Source organism: Brotonthovivens ammoniilytica, assembly GCF_025566885.1.
Taxonomy (GTDB): Bacteria; Bacillota; Clostridia; order Lachnospirales; family Lachnospiraceae; genus Brotonthovivens; species Brotonthovivens ammoniilytica.
Genome location: NZ_JAOQJQ010000003.1, coordinates 293,914 through 316,916, shown reverse-complemented (window position 1 = coordinate 316,916; position 23,003 = coordinate 293,914). Strand labels below are relative to the sequence as shown.

Below are 23,003 nucleotides of genomic sequence, written 5' to 3'. Positions count from 1 at the left end.
CAGTATTTCCTATAGAGTAAAAAAACATTCCCAGGTAATCAAGGGGCTGCCTCCTTAACTGCCTGGGAATGTTTTTGTTTATTTATTAGTAACAACTACTAATATTTGATATGAATCACAGTCTGATCTTAAGAATCAATACTACCTTTTACTGCTTCTATTATTCCTCTAACTGTTTCTATCGGTTCTTCCAAATCTTTCGCAATCTGCTCCGGATTTTTTCCTTTTACTAATTTCTTCTGTATCTGTTCTTCTAATTTTTTCTGTTTCCCAGCAATCAAACCAGACTTTATGCCTTCTTTTCTAGCCTCATTCTGCTCCATGACTCTCTCTTCCCATGCCTGCATATATCTCACACTCACTTCCGCATTCTCTTTGAGACTGTCGATCCGTCTTTTCAGCGTTTTTATCCGGCCGCTTTTACAGCTTTCCTCTGTCTTTTCATTGGTATGCTCTATGTAATGCAAAAGCTCTATAAGCTCCTCACTTACCCCTTCCGGGTCTGTTCCATGACTGTTTAAAAAGATCCGGGTAACTCCGTCTTCCAGATTCAGTCCCGGCACTTCTTCACACTTCATCTGAAAAGTATACTGATACTTCCCCGCCCCAAACAGGTCAAAAGGTGTAATCATAATTACATACAGCTGATTTAATTTTCTAAAATCAATTTCTCCCGGTTCCAGCAGTTTACTGTCAATCATTCCCTGATAATATCTGCTTCGCCTCGGCAGATTTCCGGTATTTTCCTTTTGGGCCTCCGTATTATATACAACACCCTCCTCATCCTGGCTCCAGACATCCAGCTTTACAAACCGCTTCAGCGGAGTAGTCCGTATTTCCTTCTCAGACTGCGGGCAGTCCTTTAAATGAACATCTCTTCCAAGAATAATTTCCAGTAAAATCTGCAGATTTCCCGGGCTTTCCATAGCCTCTGCGAATAAAAAGCGATCAAACAGTGTCAATTGTCCCAATGGTTTACTAGGTTTCAAATAACTTCTCCTTTCATTATAAAGAGATTCCTTACAACTGTAAAGAAAATCCCTTTCCCAGATTATAAATTTGTGACTTTGTACGGATATTTTGAAAAAACTTTCAAGAAATGTATTAAGAATAGTAGAAAAACAATTCCTTAAGCTGTGAACCAGCCTAAAAGAACATAATAAGTATATACCACCTTACAAAATATTTAAATAAATATTTTGTAAGGTGATGACTCCCTAAATATAGTCGTTATTTAAAATTCTTCCGGCTCTACCTGGATTTTTTCCAGATGCCAGATATCATCCACATACTCCTGAATGGTTCTGTCAGATGAAAATTTGCCAACATGAGCTACGTTTAACATTGCCATTTTTGCCCAGCGTTCTTCGTCTCTGTACGCTTCTTCTACACGTTTTTGTGCATCTGAGTAGGAACGGAAATCTTTCAGATTAAAGTAGGTATCTGCAAACTGGGTACATTGTGTATTCAACAGGGAATTATACAGATCCCGGAACAGCTCTGTATCATTTTGTGAATAAAATCCGTTTATAATCTGCATCAGTACCTGACGGATATCCTGATCATTATTGAAAATCTCCATTGGATTATAATCGCGTCTCTTCTCATGCTCAATGACTTCGTCAGAACTCATACCGAAAATAAAAATATTATCTTCTCCCACTTCTTCTGCAATTTCAACATTAGCTCCATCCATAGTACCAATTGTTACTGCACCATTTAACATAAATTTCATGTTGCCGGTTCCGGAAGCCTCTTTACTTGCAGTGGAAATCTGTTCACTGACATCGGCAGCAGCGAAAATCCATTCTGCATTGGAGACTTTATAGTCTTCAATAAACACAACCTTCAGCTTGCCATTAATGGTTTTATCATTGTTAATAACATCTGCCACAGAATTAATAAGCTTAATTGTCAGCTTTGCTATTCTGTAACCTGCCGCTGCTTTTGCACCGAAAATAAATGTTCTCGGATAAAAGTCCATGTCTGGATGCTCTTTTAACATATTATAGAGGAACATAATATGCAGGATATTCAGAAGCTGACGTTTATACTCATGGAGACGTTTTACCTGAACATCAAAAATTGATCTTGGATCAACCTCGATTCCATTATGTTTCTGAATATATTTTGCCAGGCGCAGTTTATTCTGGTATTTAATATTCATAAACTCCTGCTGCGCTTTTTTATCATCCGCAAACAATGCAAGCTTTTCCATATGCGACAGATTAGTGATCCAGTCGTCTCCGATTTTATCAGTAATCCACGCAGAAAGAAGCGGATTTCCGTGATATAGGAACCGTCTCTGGGTAATACCGTTTGTTTTATTATTGAATTTTTCCGGGAACATCTCATAAAAATCTTTCAGTTCCTGATTTTTAAGAATTTCTGTATGAAGTCTGGCAACACCATTCACTGAATATCCTGCCGCAATAGCAAGATGAGCCATTTTTACCTGTCCGTCATGGATAATAGCCATTTTTTCTTTTTTATGGTAATCCCCCGGGAATTTAGCCTCAATATCCAGTAAAAATCTGCGGTTAATTTCCTCAATAATCTGATAAATACGAGGAAGCAGACGGGAGAATATCTCAATCGGCCATTTTTCCAGAGCTTCTGCCATAATTGTATGATTAGTATAAGCGCAGGTTTTAGAGGTGATCTCCCATGCTTCATCCCAGCCAAGTCCCTCTTCATCCAGCAGAATTCTCATAAGCTCTGCTACTGCTACAGTGGGATGCGTATCATTCATCTGAATAGCAACCTTTTGAGGCAGCATGTGAATATCCGGATGATTTTTCTTAAACCTTGCCAGAGCACGCTGAATGCTGGCTGATACAAAGAAGTACTGCTGTTTTAACCGGAGTTCTTTTCCTGCAATATGATTATCATTAGGATACAGCACATCCACCAGATTTCTTGCAAGATTTTCCTGCTCTACAGCTTTTCTGTAATCCCCCTTATCAAAGGAATCCAGTTCAAAACACTGAATAGGTTCTGCATCCCAGATCATCAGCGTATTTACCATATTATTGTTATATCCGATAATCGGCATATCATAAGGTACGGCGCGAACTGACTGATAACCTTCCTGAATAAACTTCGTATGGCCGTTTCCAGAGGCCTCTGCCCGGACATATCCGCCAAACTTCACTTCAAAGGTATGCTCTGGTCTGCGCAGTTCAAAGGGATAACCGTTTTTCAGCCAGTTATCCGGTTCTTCCAGCTGATATCCATCCTTAATTTTCTGTTTAAACATTCCGTACCGATAACGGATACCACATCCATAAGCCGGATAACCAAGAGTTGCCAGAGATTCCATAAAACAGGCAGCCAGCCGGCCAAGCCCGCCGTTGCCAAGAGCCGGATCCGGCTCTTCATCTTCAATGGCATTCAAATCCACCCCGATCTCTTCTAGGGCTTCTTTTACTTCATTGTAGGCTGTCAGGTTGATCAAATTATTGCCAAGAGCTCTTCCCATGAGAAATTCCATGGACATGTAATATACAATTTTGGCATCTGTTTTATCAAAGGTCTGCTGAGTTGCCAGCCACTGATCAATAATTACATCTTTTACAGAATAAGAAACCGCCTGATAAATTTCCTGCTGGGTCGCTTCTTTTAATGTCTTTCGATATAAATTTTTAACATTCTCTTTTACACTTTTTTTAAAAGTCTCTTTTTCAAATGCCGGATTTTTCATCATTGTTTTTCCACTCCCAATTTTACTTGTTCGCCGTTAATGTTCCATTCCTTCTGATATCCCTGAAGTGTTCCCCCCAAAACAGATACCGCCAGAACTTCCTTTTGAATATCATTACCGAATTTTTCAAAAATATCTGCAGCTTTTTTTCCAGCTTCATAAGACAGCAGGATCTTATCCATAACTTCAAACCCTGCCTCTTTTCTCATAGTCTGAACCTTACTGATGATTTCCCTTACAAATCCTTCTTCACGCAGCTGAGGTGTCAGTTTTGTATCCAGCACAACAGTAACTTCATTATCGCTTTCTGTCACATAGCCTTCCATCTGTGTCATGGTAATCAGCAGATCTTCTTCAGATAATTCTACCTCAGCATCCGGAATATCCAGTTTCAGTAATCCTGTACTTTTTAGCTGGTTCATAGCTGCATTGCCATCTAAGGATGCCAGCGCTTTCTGAATCCTGCCCAGTACTTTTCCATATTTAGGTCCTACTGTTCGCAGCTGAGGCTTAAACGTATAGCTTGTAAAGGAACTTACATCCTCTGAGAAAGTTACTTTTTTTACATTCAGCTCTTCTTCAATAATCTGCACAAAATATTCTGGCAGATTATTTGCGGCTTTTACAAACATATTTCCAATTGGCTGACGATTCTTAATATTAGCGCTGTTTCGGCATGCACGGCCCATCACAACGATTTTCAGAACCTCATCCATGTTTTTCTCAAGTTCCTTATCAATCATGGACATTTCTGCAACAGGAAAATCACATAAATGAATACTTTCCGGAGCATTTTTGTCAATACTTCTTACAAGGTTCTGATAAATATCCTCTGTCATAAACGGAATCATTGGAGCCGCTGTTTTTGCAACAGTTACCAGTGCAGTATACAGCGTCATATAAGCATTGATCTTATCCTGCTCCATACCTTTTGCCCAGAAGCGCTCACGGCTTCTTCTGACATACCAGTTGCTCATATCATCTACAAAGTCCTGAAGAGCTCTTGCCGCTTCCGGGATTCTGTAATTTGCCAGATTATCATCCACTGTCTGTACCAGTGTGTTTAATTTTGACAGCATCCATTTATCCATAACGGATAATTTATCATATTCCAGCTGATACTTTGTGGCATCAAAATTATCAATATTCGCATACAGCACAAAAAATGCATAGGTATTCCAGAGAGTACCCATAAATTTACGCTGTCCTTCCATAACGGCTTTGCCATGGAAACGGTTAGGCAGCCATGGAGCTGAGTTAATATAGAAATACCAGCGGATTGCATCTGCACCGTACTTCTCCAGTGCGTCGAAAGGATCTACCGCATTTCCTTTGGATTTACTCATTTTTTGTCCGTTCTCATCCTGAACATGACCCAGAACAATTACATTTTCATAAGGAGCTTTATTAAACAGTAAAGTAGACTCTGCCATCAGGGAGTAAAACCATCCACGTGTCTGATCTACAGCTTCAGAAATAAACTGAGCCGGGAACTGCTGTTCAAATACTTCCTTGTTTTCAAAGGGATAATGATGCTGCGCAAAAGGCATTGCTCCGGAATCAAACCAGCAGTCAATTACTTCCGGCACCCGGTGCATAGGTTTGCCGCAGTGAGGACATTTTATTGTCACTTCATCAATATATGGTCTGTGCAGTTCTACATGAACAGCATCCGGATTTCCGCTTTTTTCTGCAAGTTCCTGCCGGCTTCCAATGGATTCCATATGACCGCAGTCTTCGCACTCCCAGATATTTAATGGAGTTCCCCAGTAACGGTTACGTGAAATTCCCCAGTCCTGGATATTTTCCAGCCAGTCTCCGAAACGTCCTTTTCCGATAGATTCCGGAATCCAGTTTACAGTATTATTGTTCCGAACCAGATCATCCTTCACGGCAGTCATCTTAACAAACCAGGATTCTCTTGCATAGTAAATCAGCGGTGTGTCGCATCTCCAGCAGTGTGGATAGCTGTGTTCAAACTTCGGAGCGTCAAATAACAGACCTTTTTCTTCCAGTTCTTTTAATACCATAGGATCGGCTTTTTTTACAAATACGCCTGCATATGGCGTTTCTTTTGTCATCTCACCTTTGCCGTCAACCAGCTGTACAAAAGGCAGATCATATCTGCGTCCTACCTGGGCATCATCTTCACCGAAAGCCGGCGCAATATGAACAACACCGGTACCATCTGTCAGTGTAACGTAATCCGCACAGGTCACATAGTATGCTTTTTTATGCTGTTTTTCACAGATATCCAGGGCATAGTCAAAAAGAGGCTCATATTCTTTATATTCCAGATCCCTGCCTTTATATGTCTCCAGAATTTCATAAGAAGCGCCATTTTCTTCATCTGTACCCAGAACTTTATCCAGCAGTGCTTCCGCCATGTAATACGTATATCCATCTGCCGCTTTTACCTTAACATAGGATTCCACCGGATTTACACAAAGAGCTACATTAGACGGCAGTGTCCAGGGTGTGGTTGTCCATGCCAGAATATATTCATCCGCGCCTTTTACTTTAAACCGCACAATAGCAGAACGCTCTTTGACCTCTTTATATCCCTGAGCAACCTCATGAGATGACAGAGGAGTCCCGCACCGCGGACAGTAAGGCACAATCTTAAACCCTTTATAAAGCAGTCCTTTATCCCAGATCTGTTTTAATGCCCACCACTCTGATTCAATAAAATTGTCATCGTATGTGACATATGGATGATCCATATCAGCCCAGAATCCAACGGTACCGGAAAAATCTTCCCACATACCTTTGTATTTCCAGACGGACTCTTTACATTTCTGAATAAAGGGATCCAGACCATATTCCTCTATCTGCTCCTTCCCGTCCAGATGAAGCAGTTTCTCCACTTCCAGCTCTACAGGCAGTCCATGGGTATCCCATCCGGCTTTACGGGGAACCATTTTTCCCTTCATTGTCTGGTATCTCGGAATCATATCCTTAATAACACGGGTCAAAACATGCCCAATATGAGGTTTTCCATTAGCTGTTGGCGGACCGTCATAAAAGGTATAGGTCTCCCCTTCTTTTCTGTTTTCCATACTTTTTCGAAAAATATCATGGTCCTTCCAGAACTCTTCGGTTTTCTTTTCTCTGTCAACGAAATTCAGATTTGTCGATACTTTCTCGTACATTCAAGATCTCCTTTCTGTTTATAAAAGAATGTGCGTTAGCACATTCTCGCGCCGGGCGTGGCCGCCTGCGGCTTTTTTCCTTTTCACGCCTGTGCGCATCCCTGCGGAGCGCTTTTATACCTGGGAAACTTATTTTCCCAGGTATATAAAAGAATGTGCTTTTGCACATTCTCGCGCCGGGCGTGGCCGCCTGCGGCTCTCTTCCTTTTCACGCCTGTGCGCATCCCTGCGGAGCATTTTTTATACTTGGGAAATAAGATTTCCCAAGTATAAAAAAACTCCCGTCCGAAAAAGGACGAGAGTAAAATAAATTCGTAACCACCTGTTTCGAAGTACGCGGCTTTTGCCGGATACTGTTTCCCGGTAACGGGGGAATCCCGTCAGAACCTACTCTGTAAACATTTCAGTCTGAAACTCGGAAGTGATCTTCAATTATAATATACTTGTACCGGCTCTCACCACCCCGGCTCTCTGCTACTTTCTATATATAATCTACTGTCTTCTTCAACGTTTTTTTCATTTATTAATAGATCGAAAATATTATAAAAGTCTTTCAGAACTTTGTCAACTGATTATCGCCTGATTCATCAGAAAAATCAGCAACTATTCCGTCATATGCCGGATGAATCATTGTGAGAAATCACAAAGCGGCCCCCTCTTAGAGCCGCCCGAAACATTCATATTTTTCTACTGCAATAATCTTTTTATAATTGTTAGAACATTGTGCTGTAACTATACAAACCACTGTTAAGTGCACTTACACCAATGGCAAGAAGAATAATATACAGTACAATAGAAATAATACCAAGTATCAGTCCTGCAAGGGCCATACCTCTTTTATCCTGATATCCTTTTACCAGATGAATAGCGCCAAATATAATTGAAAGTATACCTGTTACAATATTAATACTTGCGCAGAATAATACAATAGAGATAATTCCAAGTACTAATGATGCAATGGCAAATCCTTGTGGACCGGACTTTCCTTCACCACCGTTATTATAATTAGTATTTGTATCATAATTATTTACTGTGTTATTTGTATTCTCCGGGTCATGATAGTCTGCATCTGTAAAAACCGGATCTATTGCAGGCTGCACATTATTATTTTCTGGTTCTTGATTGTTGAAGTTATTATTTTCATCCATAGTAGTAACCTCCATTTATAAATAAACTATAGCAAGAGTATATCAAACTTCCTCCCTTCCCACAATAGTAAAATATAAGAAAATGCTGGTACTTTTGAATAAAAAGAGTATAATTGTAAATCATACATTTTTTCAGTAAGAGAGGAGCACATGCGAACGCAAGCATGTGAAAATAGAATGAGAACACAAAATTTGACATTATTGACTGATCTCTATGAAATCACAATGATGCAGGGATATTTTGAAACCGGAAATCAGGATATTGTTGTATTTGACACCTTCTACCGGGAAACACCTTCTGGAGGCGGCTATGCTGTTGCCGCCGGGCTAGAGCAGGTTATTGACTATGTAAAAACATTGCAGTTTACACCGGATGATATCCGCTACCTGAGAAGCCTCAATATTTTTCAGGAGGAATTTTTAAAGTATCTCAGCAATTTCCGTTTCTCTGGAAGCATCTATGCTGTACCAGAAGGAACAGTAATCTTCCCGAGAGAACCAATTGTAAAAATTGTAGCGCCTATTATGGAAGCCCAGCTCCTTGAAACCGCCGTTTTAAATATTATAAATCATCAAAGTCTTATTGCCACAAAAGCTTCCAGAGTCTGTTATGCTGCGCAAAACGATGGTGTTATGGAATTTGGTCTGCGCCGGGCACAAGGACCCGACTCCGGCATTTACGGCGCCCGGGCAGCAGTCATCGGCGGATGCTGCGGCACGTCAAACGTTCTAGCCGGCCAGCTTTTTGATATTCCGGTAAAAGGCACCCACGCCCACAGCTGGATTATGAGTTTTCCGGATGAATATACCGCCTTTAAAACCTATGCCAAACTTTATCCCACAGCCTGCATTCTTCTGATCGACACCTATGACACCTTAAAATCCGGCGTTCCCAATGCCATTCGTATCTTTCAGGAGATGAAAGCAGCAGGCATTGAACTGAAAAATTATGGTGTCCGCTTAGACAGCGGAGATCTGGCCTATCTTTCCAAAAAAGTCCGCAGGATGCTGGACGAAGCAGGATTTGAAGACGCTGTTATCTCCGCTTCCAACGATCTTGACGAATACCTGATTGAATCCCTGAAAATACAGGGGGCAAAGATTACATCCTGGGGTGTGGGAACCAGTCTGATTACTTCTAGAGACTGTCCTGCCTTCGGAGGCGTCTATAAACTGGCCGCTATTCAGGATAAAAACGGAAACTTTATCCCCAAAATCAAGCTGTCAGAAAACACAGAAAAGGTTACAAACCCCGGAAATAAAACAGTTTATCGGATTTATGATAAAGAAAGCAAAAAAATCAGAGCAGATCTAATCTGCCTGGAAGAAGAAGTGTTTAATTCAGAAGAAGACCTCCTCCTCTTTGATCCCAACGCCACATGGAAACGAACACTCCTGACCGGCGGAACATATACCATGAGAGAACTTCTAATTCCAATCTTCGATAAAGGAAAATGCATTTACACCTCTCCAAGTGTTATGGAAATTCAGGAATACTGCACAAAAGAAAAAGACACCCTGTGGAACGAAAATATGCGATTCGTAAACCCCGCTGAAATCTATGTAGATCTGTCAGATAAACTCTATCACCTGAAAAACAAAGTCTTCAACGAACTCAGCGAAGCGAAATATTCCCAGGCTCCAAGCCGCGTATAGTGAAATAATAGACCGTAAAACAATGTGCTTGCATATCGTTTTACGGTCTATTATTTTGCTATATGTGGCGCCAGCCACGAACCGAGGAAATCCTCTTGGATTTTCGAGGTGCGGCTTGGAGCTTGGGTATTTTGCGGCTATATTCGGCGCCAGCCACAAACCCAGGAAATCCTTTTGGATTTTCGAGGTGCCGCTTGGCGCTTAGGGTCTGCGGCTATATTCGGCACCAGCCACGAACCGAGGAAATCCTTTTGGATTTTTAAGGTGCCGCTTGGCGCTTGGGTATTTTGCTATATTCGGCGCCAGCCACGAACCGAGGAAATCCTTTTGGATTTTCGAGGTGCCGCTTGGAGCCTGGGTATTTTGCGGCTATATTCGGCGCCAGCCACAAACCGAGGAAATCCTTTTGGATTTTCGAGGTGCCGCTTGGCGCTTAGGGTCTGCGGCTATATTCGGCGCCAGCCACAAACCGAGGAAATCCTTTTGGATTTCTAAGGTGCCGCTTGGCGCTTAGGGTCTGCGGCTATATTCGGCGCCAGCCACACCCCTAAGAAATCCTCTTTTATTTACTCTTCCGTTTTCTTTCTTTTTCCATATACCCCGACACCTGCCGCAGATGCCAGTGCCAGCATTGCAGCCGCAAAAGGAATCACTGCATTTGTACTATCTCCGGTTTTCACAATATTCTCATCCTCTGTATCAGTTTTATCAGCATTTCCATTTGTATTTACCTGATTCATTCCGCTGCCATTTGGATTTTGTGTATTTGTTCCAGGTGTCTGATTTTGATCTCCGGGTACCACAGGATCTTTCTGATCATCTCCATCAGGTGTTTCAGGATTCTGCTGGTCATCTCCTCCCGGTGTTTCAGGATTCTGCTGATCGTCCCCTCCCGGGTTTTCCGTATCCACTTTCACAAGAGCGGCAATTGCCTCCTGCAGGTGAGCGATTGCTTCGTTTACAATGGCCTGGCTGTTTGGAGCTGCCAGAGCATCTTTTGCTTCCTGTAATTCTGTCTGCATATTAGCCCAGCTTTCAGCAGTATAATCCGCTTCCTTCAATGCTTCTGCCTGGCCGATAACGTTTTGAAGTTCTGTTATGTCAACCTGCTCTTCATCTGCTTTTACAATATTGTCATCTGTAACTTTAATCTGGAAGGTATAATCCTCATATCCCATTGCATATACCGTTAACGCCCAGTAACCGGTTCCATCTGTTCCTTCCGGCAGCTGGCACCGCAGAGAATCTGTCAGCCCCAGCTGAATACCATTTGATTTATGCATCCAGTTATCTGCTGCAAATTTGGTTCCGTATGATACAAGGGGTGTGCTGTAAGAATCATCACTTCCATAATAGGTCCATTTCACTGCCTGAAGATTTGATCCCAGATCTCCATACGCTTCTCCGGTAAGATCTACCCTTAAAAATTCGCCATAAGCTCCGTCAGCTTCTTTTACAGTAACCTCCAGCTGATCCGCATTTACTTTTTTCTGCTCTGTGGATGAAATACCTGATTGACTGCCATTTTTGCGTGCTGAGAAGGAAAAGCTTCCATCCTCATTTTTAGATACCGTTTTCAGTCCATTGGTAGTATCACTCACCTCTGCCTCAACGGAGTAGCTCTTTAAATTAACTTCTTCATAACCGCCATAGAGCATATCGCCATTTTCTACTACATGATATTTTTCACAAAAGGCAGCATAATCTGTTTCTTTTACCGCTACCGGAACATATTTCAGACCTTTTACCTCGTAATGATCCATGACTGCTGTTTTTCCATCTGCAGCAGTAATGGTGCCCTTATCAAATCCAATCTCACTTCCGTCTGCAAGAACAATTGTGTTTTTATCTTTCCAGTAAGATATCTCATAGCTTTTCCCATCTGTATCATAAATGATGGTATCACTCTGAAAGCTTCCTCTGTGCAGTCCGTGATTCGTTGTAGCTCTGGAAACCACATCAAACGCACCTTTATCAGCTTCCCCTCTTTCATCCACCTCATCAGATGCAGAGGTCATTGTGCTGTCTGGGGCAAGGTATACATTTTCAGCTTCCCAGTATTCCGCCCAGCTCAATGCCGCATACACATATTTATATGACAGTGTATAATTAAACTCCAGCGGTTTTGTATATCCGGTTGCAGTTACTTCAATTTTATAAGTGCCGGCATCGCCAAACACTGCACTCCCGCCAGAAGCAGCTTCCAGATTCAGTGTTCCGTCATCATTAATAATTTGTACAGCTCCCCGTCCGCTGGCGGAATAAGCTTTTCCGTTTACAGAAACAGAAACGATATTGCCCACATAATTGGACAAATCATCCGCACTGCTTCCCTCTGCTGCGGTCAATGCTTTTTTCTCCTGATCAAAAGCTGCCGGAATCTTATCGGTTGTCAATGTAAAATCAACTTTCAGATCAGCATATTTTCCACTTTTATCTTTTACTGTCAGGATATAGGTACCCGGTTCTGCATCCCCAGAAAATGTCAGCACACCATCTGACACCTGTGCTTCCAGCCCCTCTACACTGTATTCCGCCTGAAAATCCCCGGGAATATCATTCATAACTACGGATGTTTTTCCGGCATTCAGCGCAGCATCTGCAACCGTAACAGAACCGCTGAATTTCTCAGGTACATAAATATCTGCAATATCTGCCACATAAATACCGTCGCTGGTGTAATAAGTAACTTTGTCAATTGTTTTGCCCATCATTGATTTATAGTGCTCAGATGAGGTGGGGCAGTTGTGAACTTTATCCGTATATCCTGTGCACCAAGCAAGCTCTGTTCCAAGCCAGATATTTTCCAGATGACGCAGACCATAGCTGCTGCCGTCTGTTGTAGTAATAATAACACCATAAATAGGATCATTACTGTCAATAATCTTGCTTAGCCCTGTCATATTTAACTGATAGTCTCCATAAGTAGTATCCGTTAAAAGAGCCGCTCCAGCTCCGGATACCTGCTGCTCTGTCCCTATCGTTTTTCCAAATGAAAGCGTTCCGTTCTCTCCTACAGTCAGTTCTTTGTAATAAGAAGGAGTCTCATTTAATACATAATAAGAATAGCTGCCGCTTTCAAACAATGCATCTTTGCCAGTATAAGTTGTGGTCGTTGTCTGTCCCCGGTTGGTAACTGTAATATCTACAGAACTGCTGTCTGTAATCTGTGTATATTTTTTCAGCTCATCCAGACTGCTTACCTTAACAGGAAATGTAATACCTGTAATATCACTGCCATCACTGTTTATATGGTAGGAGCCCCCTGCCAGTGTTGATGTTCTTGTTTTATTTTTTGTGGCAGAACTCATTGCATCTACAGGAATACTGTTATTGACATCTGCCTGATAAAACTCATCATAAGGAATATTCATTAATACATAAATATCCTTTTTCTCCGGTTCTGAAGCTGCTGCCCCTGCTTCCTCCAGCGCCTTTTTAACTGCTGACTGAATCGCATCGGAACTGCAGGTTGCACTTGAAACCACATCAATATTATCAGCGCTGTTATTTATGATAATCTGCTCTGCAACACCTGCTTTACTTTTCGTTCCTTTCATGGCTTTATCTGCATAAGTAACACTGTCCTGCGGAATTTTATCTGTATCTGCATATTCTACTGCCGTAACTTTACCGCCCGTAATTGTTACATTAACCTTTATGTCATATGCATCAAAATCCTCATCTTCATCCGGCTCTACCGTTGCTGTTGCTCCATAGGTTCCATCCTTATACTCTGCTGTCTCTGCCGCCAGGGAGGTAACCGGTACCATTCCCATAACAATGGAAAGAGACAATCCTGCTGATAGCAGTTTTTTTAATTTCATATCATTCTCCTTTCATATCTAAAACCTCTTTTTTTGTTTATCAGCTTTTTTCAACACTTCCTCCTTTACCTGTTCTCCGCATCTGCGGGTTTCCCAAACATTTGAGAAATTGAAATATTTTATCATAAAGTTAGTTTTAACTAACTAATGAACAGTATGATTCAGCACCCCTTTTTTCAGGGCCTCCAATATCTTTTTACTTACAATACCAATAACAGTACCTGTGAGAGCTCCTGCCACCATCAATACAGGAAAATAGAAAACAAGGTTTATATTATCCACGATCACCAGCGCAATCAAAAGCTGGCCCACATTATGGAAGACACCACCGGCAATACTGATGCCCACAATAGAAAATCCTTTGTTCTTTTTCAGCAAAAGCATAAGCGCCAGACTTAAAACGCCTCCTGCCAGACTGTAAATCAGCGACATACCATTTCCAAACATAAACGCAGAAAGCATAATTCTGACAATGGACACTGCCAATATTTCTCTGGCATTTAAAAAATAAAGCCCTGTTACAATTACCAGATTCGCAAGCCCCAGTTTCATTCCGGGAAGCCCCACCTGTATAGGGACCAGTACTTCCACGTAGCTGCATACAAGAGCAAGTGCCACTAACATAGAAAGCAGCGCTATTTTTTTCGTCATTTCGTTCTCCCTTCTACCTAACAGTTACATCAATATCTTCCTGGGCCTGGCTGTCATCTGACACTTCCACCACCAGCCGGTGGGGGAGGCAGACAATCGTATCTGTTTTATTGTTGATTGCATTGTGCTCCACACAGTACTGGTCCGGACAATCCGCTTCTTTCATGAAAACCTTCCCATCCTTTATACAAACAACATTGGTTCCCTGGCTGCCTTTTACTTTAATTTCCTGGTCTTCATCCAGAGAATACGTCCCATAGACCGCTCCTTTAATGGTAATCTTCACAATACTTCCCTCTTTTTTCCTGCCCATACCCAGGCACAAAAACAGTGCTGCTGCCAATAACAGAATCCCTCCAAGCAGAATCAGATCTTTTTTCCTCATTTTATACTCCTAACCAGAACAAGATACCAAACAGCACTGCTGCTTTTACAATGGTTACCGGAATCTCATTTCCCGCCATACCGCTGCAGTGAATATTTCCTCCCGGGCAGATATCAGCGCATTTCTGGCATTGAAAACAATCCCCGGACACTCCGGGATTTTTATCATCCGGAAGATTAAGCGCTGCCGGGCACTGCCGGGTACAAGCCCGGCACCCTTTCAGACACTTCTCCCGGTTTCTCCTGAAAGTGAAAAACGGCAGAACCGGCAGCAGAGCAAAGACTGCTCCCATAGGGCACAAAAACAGACAGAAAAACCGTTCCCGCACACACATTCCTATTACAATTAAAATCAGTATCACAGCCCCTGCCAGATACTTCTGCAGCCTTAAGTTCCCTGCATGAAGCATGGAAAATACATCCCAGGGACTTGTCCCCTGCAGCTTTCCATACAATCCCAGGAAGCAAAGCAGCACAACAGCGGCAAGCACCACATACTTTAAATATTTTAATTTTATTGTTACAGAATCCCCTATCGTAACGGGCTTTTTTTTCATTTTTTTACAAATCCACACATAAAAAGCCCTGACAGCATCCGAAAGACTTCCAAAGGCGCAGGCAAATCCGCAGAAAAAACGGCCAAATACAATGGTATAAATGCCAAGCACAAGCAGAACCGTGACAAATGCTGTCATCTCTAACTGTGTCTCCTGTCCGATTTGGGTAAAAATATACTTAACACCTGCAAAAGCTGTTGTAAATGCTGATGGCATCAGAAGAAAAAATATCAGCTGTATAACTGCTCTGACATATTTTCCGGCTTTTTTTCTCTTTTTAAACTGCATACTACGAAACCGCCTTATCCAATGCCTGCTTTACGGCATTTTTAATTCCGTTGGAGCTAAAGGTGGCACCACTGACCACATCCACATCCGTGGACTGCTCCTCTATAATATCCCCGGTAATTTCCTGAGCCATCTTAAGATATGCTCCGTCCTCCCCATCCGCTGAAAGAATCTTCACCTCTTTTATATTTCCATCCTCCACCAGCACGGAAACCTTTATAATACCTCCAAACCCGTCTGCCTGACCTTCCCATGTCCCGTCGGCATAAGCTCCCGTTTCTTTTCCACTGCCGTCTGAATGTGAGAGTTCTCCCGACTTTAATTCTGCTTCCAGACGTTCTATCTCTTCCTGCTGATGCCGGGCCTGAAGCACCATATTATATCCCATCAGCAGTACTGCTACAGCAAAAATGTTTACGGATTTTGCAAAAAATCTTTTCATTCTTCCGCCTCCTCACCCTGCTGTATCCTGGCCTGTTCTAGTATTTCCTGACAGCCTTTTATAATGGCATTTGACGAGCACGTTGCTCTTGTTACCACGTCAATATGCTCCGGAACGCCCTGGTCTAAAATCTGTGAAACAACTCCGGGATACTTACTTGTTCCCTTTACCGCTTTGTTCAGGTACGGATCGTTTCCGGAATCATAATCATCTCCGGTACCCTTAATATCCGTTACTGCCACAATTTTGTCATTGGCTATGGAAACCGTCAGTGACAAAAGATACGGCATAAAATCCTGTTCTTCATCCGGTTCACATAAAACCTCCCATGTATAGTCACCATCCCGGTAAATGCTTTCTTGGGAAGGATCCTTTGAATCATTTCCTGAAGAATCATCTTTGCCGTTTAATGATTCATCTCCCGATGTATCCTCCGAGCCGTTTCCGCTCCCGTCAGAATCGGTATTATCATTTGCCGGCGGCTCTTTCTTGCCGGCAGTTACCTGCTCTGCCTCTAGCAGAGCCTGTTTTACCGCCTCTAAAATCCCCTTTGAACTGTAGGTTGCTCCGGATACTACATCTACATCTGTATTCTGCTGCTCCACAATTCGGTCCGCAATGACTTTAGCTCTGTTAAAAAAGGCCTCATCATCTGCTTCATTTTCAAGAATCATAACCGCCTTTATAGTATGATTCTTCAAAACAAGGGCAACCTTTATTTCACCAAGATATCCTTCTCCGATTCCATAATAGATCCCGTCATTGTATGGAAATCTTCCTTCTTTGCCGGTTTCTGTTTTACCGGCATCCGATTTCACCGTTTCTGTTTTATTTGTTTTGGTATCCGGCTCCACTGCCGCCTGGCTTAATGCATCCCGGACAGCTGTAATAATGCCCGTTGAGCTGTACGTTGCACCGGACACAGTGTCCACATTTGTGCTCTGACCCGAGATGATGTTTTTAATCAATCCGGACGCTTTTTTCAGATAAGCTGCATCGTCCCCGGAAGAAACCACATCAACAGAAACAATCTTTCCGTCTTTTATCACCACTTTCACTTTCAGATCTCCCGAAAAACCGGTCCCGTTTCCATAATAGGTCCCGTCCCGATAGGCAGCCGCATCTTTTACATCAGCCACTGTCAGCGAACCCCTGGGGGAAGATGCAGCTGCTTTGGCCGGCTCTTCCTGGTTTACCTTACCGGTAAGCGCATTTTCCACCGCACTGATAATTCCCCTAGAGCTGTAGGTTGCTCCGGACACTGCATCCACATTTGTGCTCTGACTGCTGATAATCCGGTCAATAACACCTTTTGCCCGATTAAAAAAAGCTTTATCGTCTGCTTCCACACTGAGAATTTCAATTCCCACAATAGAATGATCTTTTATTTCTACCGATACCGTGATATTTCCCGCATAACCCACGCCGGTTCCCTCATAAAATCCATCTTCCAGGTCAAAATTCCCGGAAGCTGCCGATTCTTCATTTTCCGGATTCTCATCTGACAGTTCAGAAAGATCCGATGCTTTTACTTCATATACAGGAGCCGTATATCCATGCAGCGCCCAGGCAACACAGCAGGTGCATAAAGCCGCCGGCAGAAGGTAGCGCATCCCTCCCCACTTTTTTAAATGATTATTCATCCGAATCTTCCTTTCTCACAATTACTGATTTCTGCTCTGTCTGAAAATCGTTTTCAATTCCTTCTGTAATATAAATACTTCCATCCTCCATAATAAGAACAGCATCAAACTCCTCACTGTGCGCCTGCCAAAACTCCAAAGCCCTGTCCTTTCCCATAATGAACAAAGAAGTGGAAAGACCGTCGGCCAGCGTTCCGTCAGCGCTTACAATAGTTACTGATTTTAAGCCGTTGTCAGCCGGATATCCTGTCTTGGGATCAATAATATGATGGTATTCTTTTCCATCCTGTTCAAAGTAACGCTCATACCCTCCTGAGGTAATCACCGCCCGGTTTTTGGCTTCCAGAATTCCTGCATACCCGGATAAATTATTAGGATCTTCAATAGCCACTCTCCAGCTGCTTCCATCTGCTTTTGCTCCATACAGCTGCACATTTCCACCCAGGCTTACCATCCCGCTTTCCACCTTACAGCTTTTGAAAATATCCATAATTCTGGATGATGTGTATCCTTTGGCAATCCCTCCCAGATCAATTTCCATTTCATCATTTGCCAGCTGTACACGGTACGTTTTTTCATCCAGCACAACCCCGGTCAGATCCATATCAGAAATCAGTTTTTTAAGCTCTGTCTCATCCGGAACCTTATAATTCTGATCAGTAAATCCCCAGGCTCTCATAACCGGATAAACAGCAATATTAAAAGCCCCGTCCGTCTCCTGATACAGCTCCAGCGATCTTTGAATCAGGTAAAAAGTATCCCGGGATACGGTTCCGTAACCGTCTTGATTTAATTTAGATATCTCACTGGAAATACTTCCTGTAGAAAGCATCTGATCCAGTCTTAAAATCTCCTCTTCCGCCTGATCTACCGCTTCCTGGCAATGATCCCCATAGGCCTCCACCGTCATATAAGTATCCATAGCAAATATATCCCTGGATGCAGATAAAACTTCCCCGGACGCTTCATCCTTTTCTGTACTGTCAGCATTTTCCGAAGACTGCTGGGCTGCCAAAACATTGGTGCTTGTGGAGCATCCGGCCGCCCCCAGACACATGGATATGACTGCAGCCGATACTACAATATATACAATGATTTTTTTCATGAATCCCTCCTTGGTTAGTTATAGCTAACTCGATTTTGTATTATAAATTCCAAATTTTAAAATTACAAGTTGATTTTTTTATTTTTTGCGACTATTTTTCTCATTAAAAGCAGTTTTGAAATTTTCAAGAGGGTTATAGAGTTTTTTTATCAGAGCAGAGGAGTTTTTTTATCAAAAAAACATCCTCCTAAAGATTTCGATTTAAAGATTTCAATTTGAAGATTTCTTTCCGTTCCCGGCATACCTGTATAACAATTCTTTGTAACATCCATACACTAATAAACGAAAGGAAAGAGCTTTTATGAATAAAATCGGACTGGTTGTTGAAGGAGGCGGGATGAAATGCGCATACAGTGCAGGTATCCTTGATGCGTTTTTAGATTACAAGATTACATTTGATTACTGCATCGGAGTTTCTGCCGGCGCGGCTAATCTGGTCAGTTATCTGGCCGGACAGCGGGGACGAAATCTCCGTTTCTACACCGAACATTTAAAAGACCCCGGATATTTCGGAGTAAAAAGTTTTTTTAAAACCGGCAATCTTTTTGGTCTGGACTATATCTACAGAACGTTAAGCAATTCAGCCGGTAAGGATCCCCTGGATTTCCCTGCATTTAAAAATAATCCGGTTCCTTTTTATGCCGTTGCCACCAATGCTGTAACCGGAACCCCAGAATATTTTTCCAAAGATCTGATGAAACAGGATGATTACAGCCATATTATTGCCTCCTGCTCACTGCCCGGAGCCTGCCGGCCCATGAAAATCAACGGTGTCCCCTACTATGACGGCGGCATTTCTGATGCCATTCCCATTGAACGGGCCTTTCTGGAGGGCTGTGATAAAATCGTTGTTATATTATGTAAACCAAAAAATTTTATCAAACCCCCGGAAAAATTCCGTTTTCTCTATTCCCGTATGTGCAGAAACTATCCAAATACAGTCCAGGCATTGAATCAACGCCATATTATGTATCGGAAAACCCGTGAAACGGCATTAAAGCTTGAACAGGAACAAAAAGCATTCCTTTTCGCCCCCAGCACAGATTTAAAAACAAATCTGATCACCATGGATGCGAAACGGGAGCAACAGCTGTATGACCTTGGCATCAAAGATTTCCATACACTGAAAGAACAGCTGGAAAAGTTTTTAAATCCTGCATCCCAGCCTGAAAATCCAGCTGAAAAAAGTTTCAAAGACTATATCTCAGCCTGAAAATCCAATTGGAAAAAGTTTCAAAGACTATATCTCAGCCTGAACCCGCAGCCAGGAGAGCACCTGTTCAATCTCTGTTACAGCCCGCTTTAGTTCCCGGATATTATTCCTGATTTTGGACTGCACAAACATATCCAGAAAAACATTGTCAAAAAGATAATCTGCCATACGGCTGAAACCTTCCATATTTACCTTAAGCTCCGGAGCCAGATGAACATCATTTAACTCTCTTTGAAATCTCCGGAGCTTTCGCTGTGCTTCTTCCACAAGCACCTGAGCATCATCCATACGGGAATGCTTCATCATTCCGGAAAACAGATTTCCCCCCAGCAGATCCCAGACACCCCATCCTGCGGCGCTCTCCAGAGCATCTATGGCGCTTTCCAGAGTGTTTTTCGCCTGCCATCCAGCTTCTATTGCTTCTTCTATTTCACGGCTGTCATATCCATCAGTCATCATCCTGCACCTCTTTCTTTTTTCTCTTTTTTACAGACCAAGATTACCATATTTACAACCGGTATGCAAAAGATTCCTCCCGGCAGACATTGTAATCTGAAAACAACTGGTATAAAATAAATGGTATTCACAAATGGAGGAAAAGAATGAATAAACTTGGACTGATCGTTGAGGGCGGCGGTATGAAATGTGCATACAGCGCAGGTATCCTTGACGCATTTTTAGATCATCATATTACCTTTGACTACTGTATCGGCGTATCAGCCGGTTCCGCCAACGTTGCATCCTTTATGGCCGGACAACGGGAACGTAATCTGCGTTTTTACACAGAACATTTAAAAGAACCCGGTTATTTCGGATTAAAAAGCTTCCTGAAAACCGGAAATCTGTTTGGACTCCAGTACATATATGCAGACCTTACCAATTCAGACGGTGCCGACCCACTGGATTTCCCGGCTATTCTTGCAAACCCCGCAGAATTTCACTTAGTTGCTACAGATGCCCAGACGGGAAAACCGGCCTATTTCAGCAAACAGGATATGATACAGGATGATTACCGCCATATTATGGCTTCCTGTGCACTGCCAGGCGCCTGCCGTCCGGTAGAGATAGACGGGCGCCTTTATTATGACGGCGGAGTCACTGATGCAATTCCCGTGCAAAGGGCGCTGGATGACGGCTGTGACCGGCTGGTTATCATTTTATCCAAACAGAAAGATCTTATAAAAGGGCCTGAAAAAATGCGGTTTGCCTACTCCCGCCTCTGCAGAAAATATCCAAAAGTTATAGAAGCCCTTGATAACAGACATATTATGTACCGGGCCTGCCAGGAAAAAGCCTTCGAACTGGAAAAACAGGGAAAAGCATTTATTTTTGCTCCCAGCACACAGCTGAAAATGGGCACCTATACCATGGACCGCGAAATCGAGCAGCAGCTGTATGACCTTGGTATGAAAGACTTCCGGGAGCAGGAACAGGAGTTTAAAGACTTTTTAAACAGACAGAAACTTTAATAAAAAGAAGGGATCTCATATGTCAAATACACACCATATTTTAGTAACAGGCAATGGTTTTGACCTTTACCACGGTTTAAAAACAAATTATCAGGATTTTTTAACTGCCGCCGGCCAAATCGAGGAAAAACCTGAAGATCAGCGGACTAAATGGGAACAGAAAATTTTTACCTTATGTATTCAGAATGGATTTTTCAGATATTTTCAAAAGGGTATGGCCATTGAAAATGATTGGAATGGATTTGAAGCAGAGCTGGAAAAAATAGTAACTGTCTTTATTGATTTTTTCAAAAAGCTGGAAGAGCAGAAAAAAGAACCCCAGTTTGATATCAGCCGGTATTCCATTTTCTGCGAAAGCTTCTCTTATTATGAACTGCGTGTTTTTCAGCAGTTTTTCCGGCTCTTTGAACAGATCTATGATGATCTATCCGGAGGCCTGTTTAAAATCCGGCAGGATTATATTACAGACGGCAGAGAACTGAACCAAAAAGGAATGATACAGGAGCTTTGCAGGGAGCTTGACAACTTTACCCGGTCCCTTGGCCTGTATCTGTCCCACTGCGCTGAGCCAAAAAACTGTACTGCCCGCTGGGAAAAACTCTTGGAACTTCAGCCGGATTATGTCATTAATTTTAATTACACAGATACCTGCAGGCTGTATGACATTCCCCGGGAACAGATCTTTTATGCCAAAGGCCGTGCAGACAGCCAGCCGTTGAATATGATTCTTGGAATTCCGAACGATTCTCAGGACAATCTGGATTTTATTTACTTTAAAAACTATTTCCAGAATATTATAAGATTTACCGGTATTCCTGACAAACAGCAGCTGTATCCAACGGACTCCCAGGGGCTGCCTGTTCCTGTAATCACTCATATTTTCGGCTATTCCATGCCCACAGGTGATGAAATGATCATCCGGCAGCTGGAAACGGCATCCCGGCAGATGATCATCTATTATACAGATCAGGAGGACTATGCCAGAAAAGTGATCAGCCTGATCCGGCTGTTTGGAAAAGAAGCTGCGCTGGAAAAAATTCAAACCGGAAAGTTTACCCTGACTGCAATTTAGAAATGACTGTACTGTAAAACCCAGGAGAAGAATTCTGTATTTGTAGAATTCCCCTCCTGGGCTGCATATTCTTTATTTCTGACTTTCATACACTTTTTTCACAAATTCCCGGGTATGATCATTCTTATAAATACCAGCTTCTTTTGCATCCTTATATGTGGTCTCTGAAATTTTCACTCCATGCTCTATTAAGCGTTTGACAGCGTCCAGATTTGCACTTACAACAGCGTTCTGCATTGCAGCTTCTCCACACTTATCTAAGTCTGCACCATAGGACAGCAGTTTCTCTATCGTTTTGGAATCCCCAGACTGGCAGCTCTCAATCAGCGGATAACCAAGTTCCCCATCTTCACTGGGATCAGCGGCATTTGCTAATAATAAATCCAGCATCTCCTCCCGCTCAAACATAATTGCCCGGTTTAACACCTCGTTAGATGCCCCTTTATGATCTGAAAACCGATATCCGTTTTGAAACAGATAATTCATGATCTCTCTGGCATCTTTTACCACAATCGTTCCGATATCTTCGTTAGAAATATCTGTAACACTAAGCCATTCTCTTTGACACAAATATTCAAATAAAACTGTATCGTCATTTTTAAATACGATTTCTTTCAGATCGCCCAGAGTTACATCTCTTCGTTCCGCCTTCTGAAGCATTTCCGATGCCGTTTTGACATTTCCATTATAAAA

General features: G+C 42.4%; 17 protein-coding genes. 4 read left to right on the top strand and 13 right to left on the bottom strand.

Annotated features, from left to right (window positions below):
• Positions 1-128 precede the first annotated feature (128 nt).
• The 4 genes from OCV88_RS09455 to OCV88_RS09440 all read right to left on the bottom strand — a co-directional run bounded on the left by OCV88_RS09455 (position 129) and on the right by OCV88_RS09440 (position 8,003).
• A complete protein-coding gene (locus OCV88_RS09455) occupies positions 129-989 on the bottom strand; it encodes an Rpn family recombination-promoting nuclease/putative transposase (protein ID WP_262591109.1) in 861 nt (286 codons plus the stop codon).
• Between the two features lie 245 nt (positions 990-1,234).
• Positions 1,235-3,703, bottom strand: a complete 2,469-nt coding sequence (locus OCV88_RS09450; protein WP_158425352.1) for a glycogen/starch/alpha-glucan phosphorylase — start codon at positions 3,701-3,703, stop codon at positions 1,235-1,237.
• Positions 3,703-6,855: an isoleucine--tRNA ligase gene (gene ileS / locus OCV88_RS09445; protein WP_158425259.1), complete on the bottom strand. Its 3,153-nt coding sequence runs from the start codon at positions 6,853-6,855 to the stop codon at positions 3,703-3,705. The genes OCV88_RS09450 and ileS overlap by 1 nt, the downstream gene beginning before the upstream one ends.
• A 713-nt stretch (positions 6,856-7,568) precedes the next feature.
• Positions 7,569-8,003: a DUF4190 domain-containing protein gene (locus OCV88_RS09440; RefSeq protein ID WP_262591108.1), complete on the bottom strand. Its 435-nt coding sequence runs from the start codon at positions 8,001-8,003 to the stop codon at positions 7,569-7,571.
• Between the two features lie 177 nt (positions 8,004-8,180).
• Here OCV88_RS09440 and OCV88_RS09435 point away from each other — a divergent pair, with 177 nt between their 5' ends.
• On the top strand, positions 8,181-9,659 hold the full coding sequence (locus OCV88_RS09435) for a nicotinate phosphoribosyltransferase (protein ID WP_158425257.1): 1,479 nt from the start codon (positions 8,181-8,183) through the stop codon (positions 9,657-9,659).
• Between the two features lie 566 nt (positions 9,660-10,225).
• Here the strand turns inward: OCV88_RS09435 and OCV88_RS09430 are convergent.
• From OCV88_RS09430 to OCV88_RS09400, 7 genes are all read right to left on the bottom strand, one after another.
• A complete protein-coding gene (locus tag OCV88_RS09430) occupies positions 10,226-13,486 on the bottom strand; it encodes a penicillin-binding Tp47 domain C-containing protein (RefSeq protein WP_158425256.1) in 3,261 nt (1,086 codons plus the stop codon).
• Between the two features lie 144 nt (positions 13,487-13,630).
• On the bottom strand, positions 13,631-14,137 hold the full coding sequence (locus OCV88_RS09425) for a Gx transporter family protein (RefSeq protein ID WP_158425255.1): 507 nt from the start codon (positions 14,135-14,137) through the stop codon (positions 13,631-13,633).
• Positions 14,138-14,150: 13 nt separating this feature from the next.
• Positions 14,151-14,522 (bottom strand): NusG domain II-containing protein, encoded by a 372-nt coding sequence (locus tag OCV88_RS09420; RefSeq protein ID WP_158425254.1) that lies wholly within the window; start codon positions 14,520-14,522, stop codon positions 14,151-14,153.
• 1 nt (position 14,523) lies between these two features.
• On the bottom strand, positions 14,524-15,366 hold the full coding sequence (locus OCV88_RS09415; RefSeq protein ID WP_158425253.1) for a 4Fe-4S binding protein: 843 nt from the start codon (positions 15,364-15,366) through the stop codon (positions 14,524-14,526).
• 1 nt (position 15,367) lies between these two features.
• Positions 15,368-15,808, bottom strand: coding sequence for an FMN-binding protein (locus tag OCV88_RS09410; RefSeq protein ID WP_158425252.1), 441 nt, complete (start codon positions 15,806-15,808; stop codon positions 15,368-15,370).
• Positions 15,805-17,451, bottom strand: coding sequence for an FMN-binding protein (locus tag OCV88_RS09405; protein WP_158425251.1), 1,647 nt, complete (start codon positions 17,449-17,451; stop codon positions 15,805-15,807). The genes OCV88_RS09410 and OCV88_RS09405 overlap by 4 nt, the downstream gene beginning before the upstream one ends.
• Entirely contained in the window at positions 17,444-18,556 is a 1,113-nt protein-coding gene (locus OCV88_RS09400; protein WP_158425250.1) for an FAD:protein FMN transferase, read from the bottom strand. Before OCV88_RS09400 ends, OCV88_RS09405 begins: the two co-directional genes overlap by 8 nt.
• A gap of 301 nt (positions 18,557-18,857) precedes the next feature.
• Here OCV88_RS09400 and OCV88_RS09395 point away from each other — a divergent pair, with 301 nt between their 5' ends.
• Positions 18,858-19,769, top strand: coding sequence for a patatin-like phospholipase family protein (locus OCV88_RS09395; protein ID WP_158425249.1), 912 nt, complete (start codon positions 18,858-18,860; stop codon positions 19,767-19,769).
• A 27-nt stretch (positions 19,770-19,796) separates the two neighbouring features.
• Here the strand turns inward: OCV88_RS09395 and OCV88_RS09390 are convergent, their stop codons facing one another.
• On the bottom strand, positions 19,797-20,228 hold the full coding sequence (locus OCV88_RS09390; RefSeq protein WP_158425248.1) for a hypothetical protein: 432 nt from the start codon (positions 20,226-20,228) through the stop codon (positions 19,797-19,799).
• A 143-nt stretch (positions 20,229-20,371) separates the two neighbouring features.
• Between OCV88_RS09390 and OCV88_RS09385 the strand changes: the two genes are divergently transcribed.
• Entirely contained in the window at positions 20,372-21,238 is an 867-nt protein-coding gene (locus tag OCV88_RS09385) for a patatin-like phospholipase family protein (RefSeq protein WP_158425247.1), read from the top strand.
• 19 nt (positions 21,239-21,257) lie between these two features.
• Complete coding sequence (locus OCV88_RS09380; protein WP_158425246.1) at positions 21,258-22,310, top strand: AbiH family protein; 1,053 nt, start codon at positions 21,258-21,260, stop codon at positions 22,308-22,310.
• A 72-nt stretch (positions 22,311-22,382) separates the two neighbouring features.
• Here OCV88_RS09380 and OCV88_RS09375 read toward each other — a convergent pair.
• On the bottom strand, positions 22,383-23,003 hold a 621-nt coding region (locus OCV88_RS09375), incomplete at its 5' end, for an ankyrin repeat domain-containing protein (protein WP_262591104.1).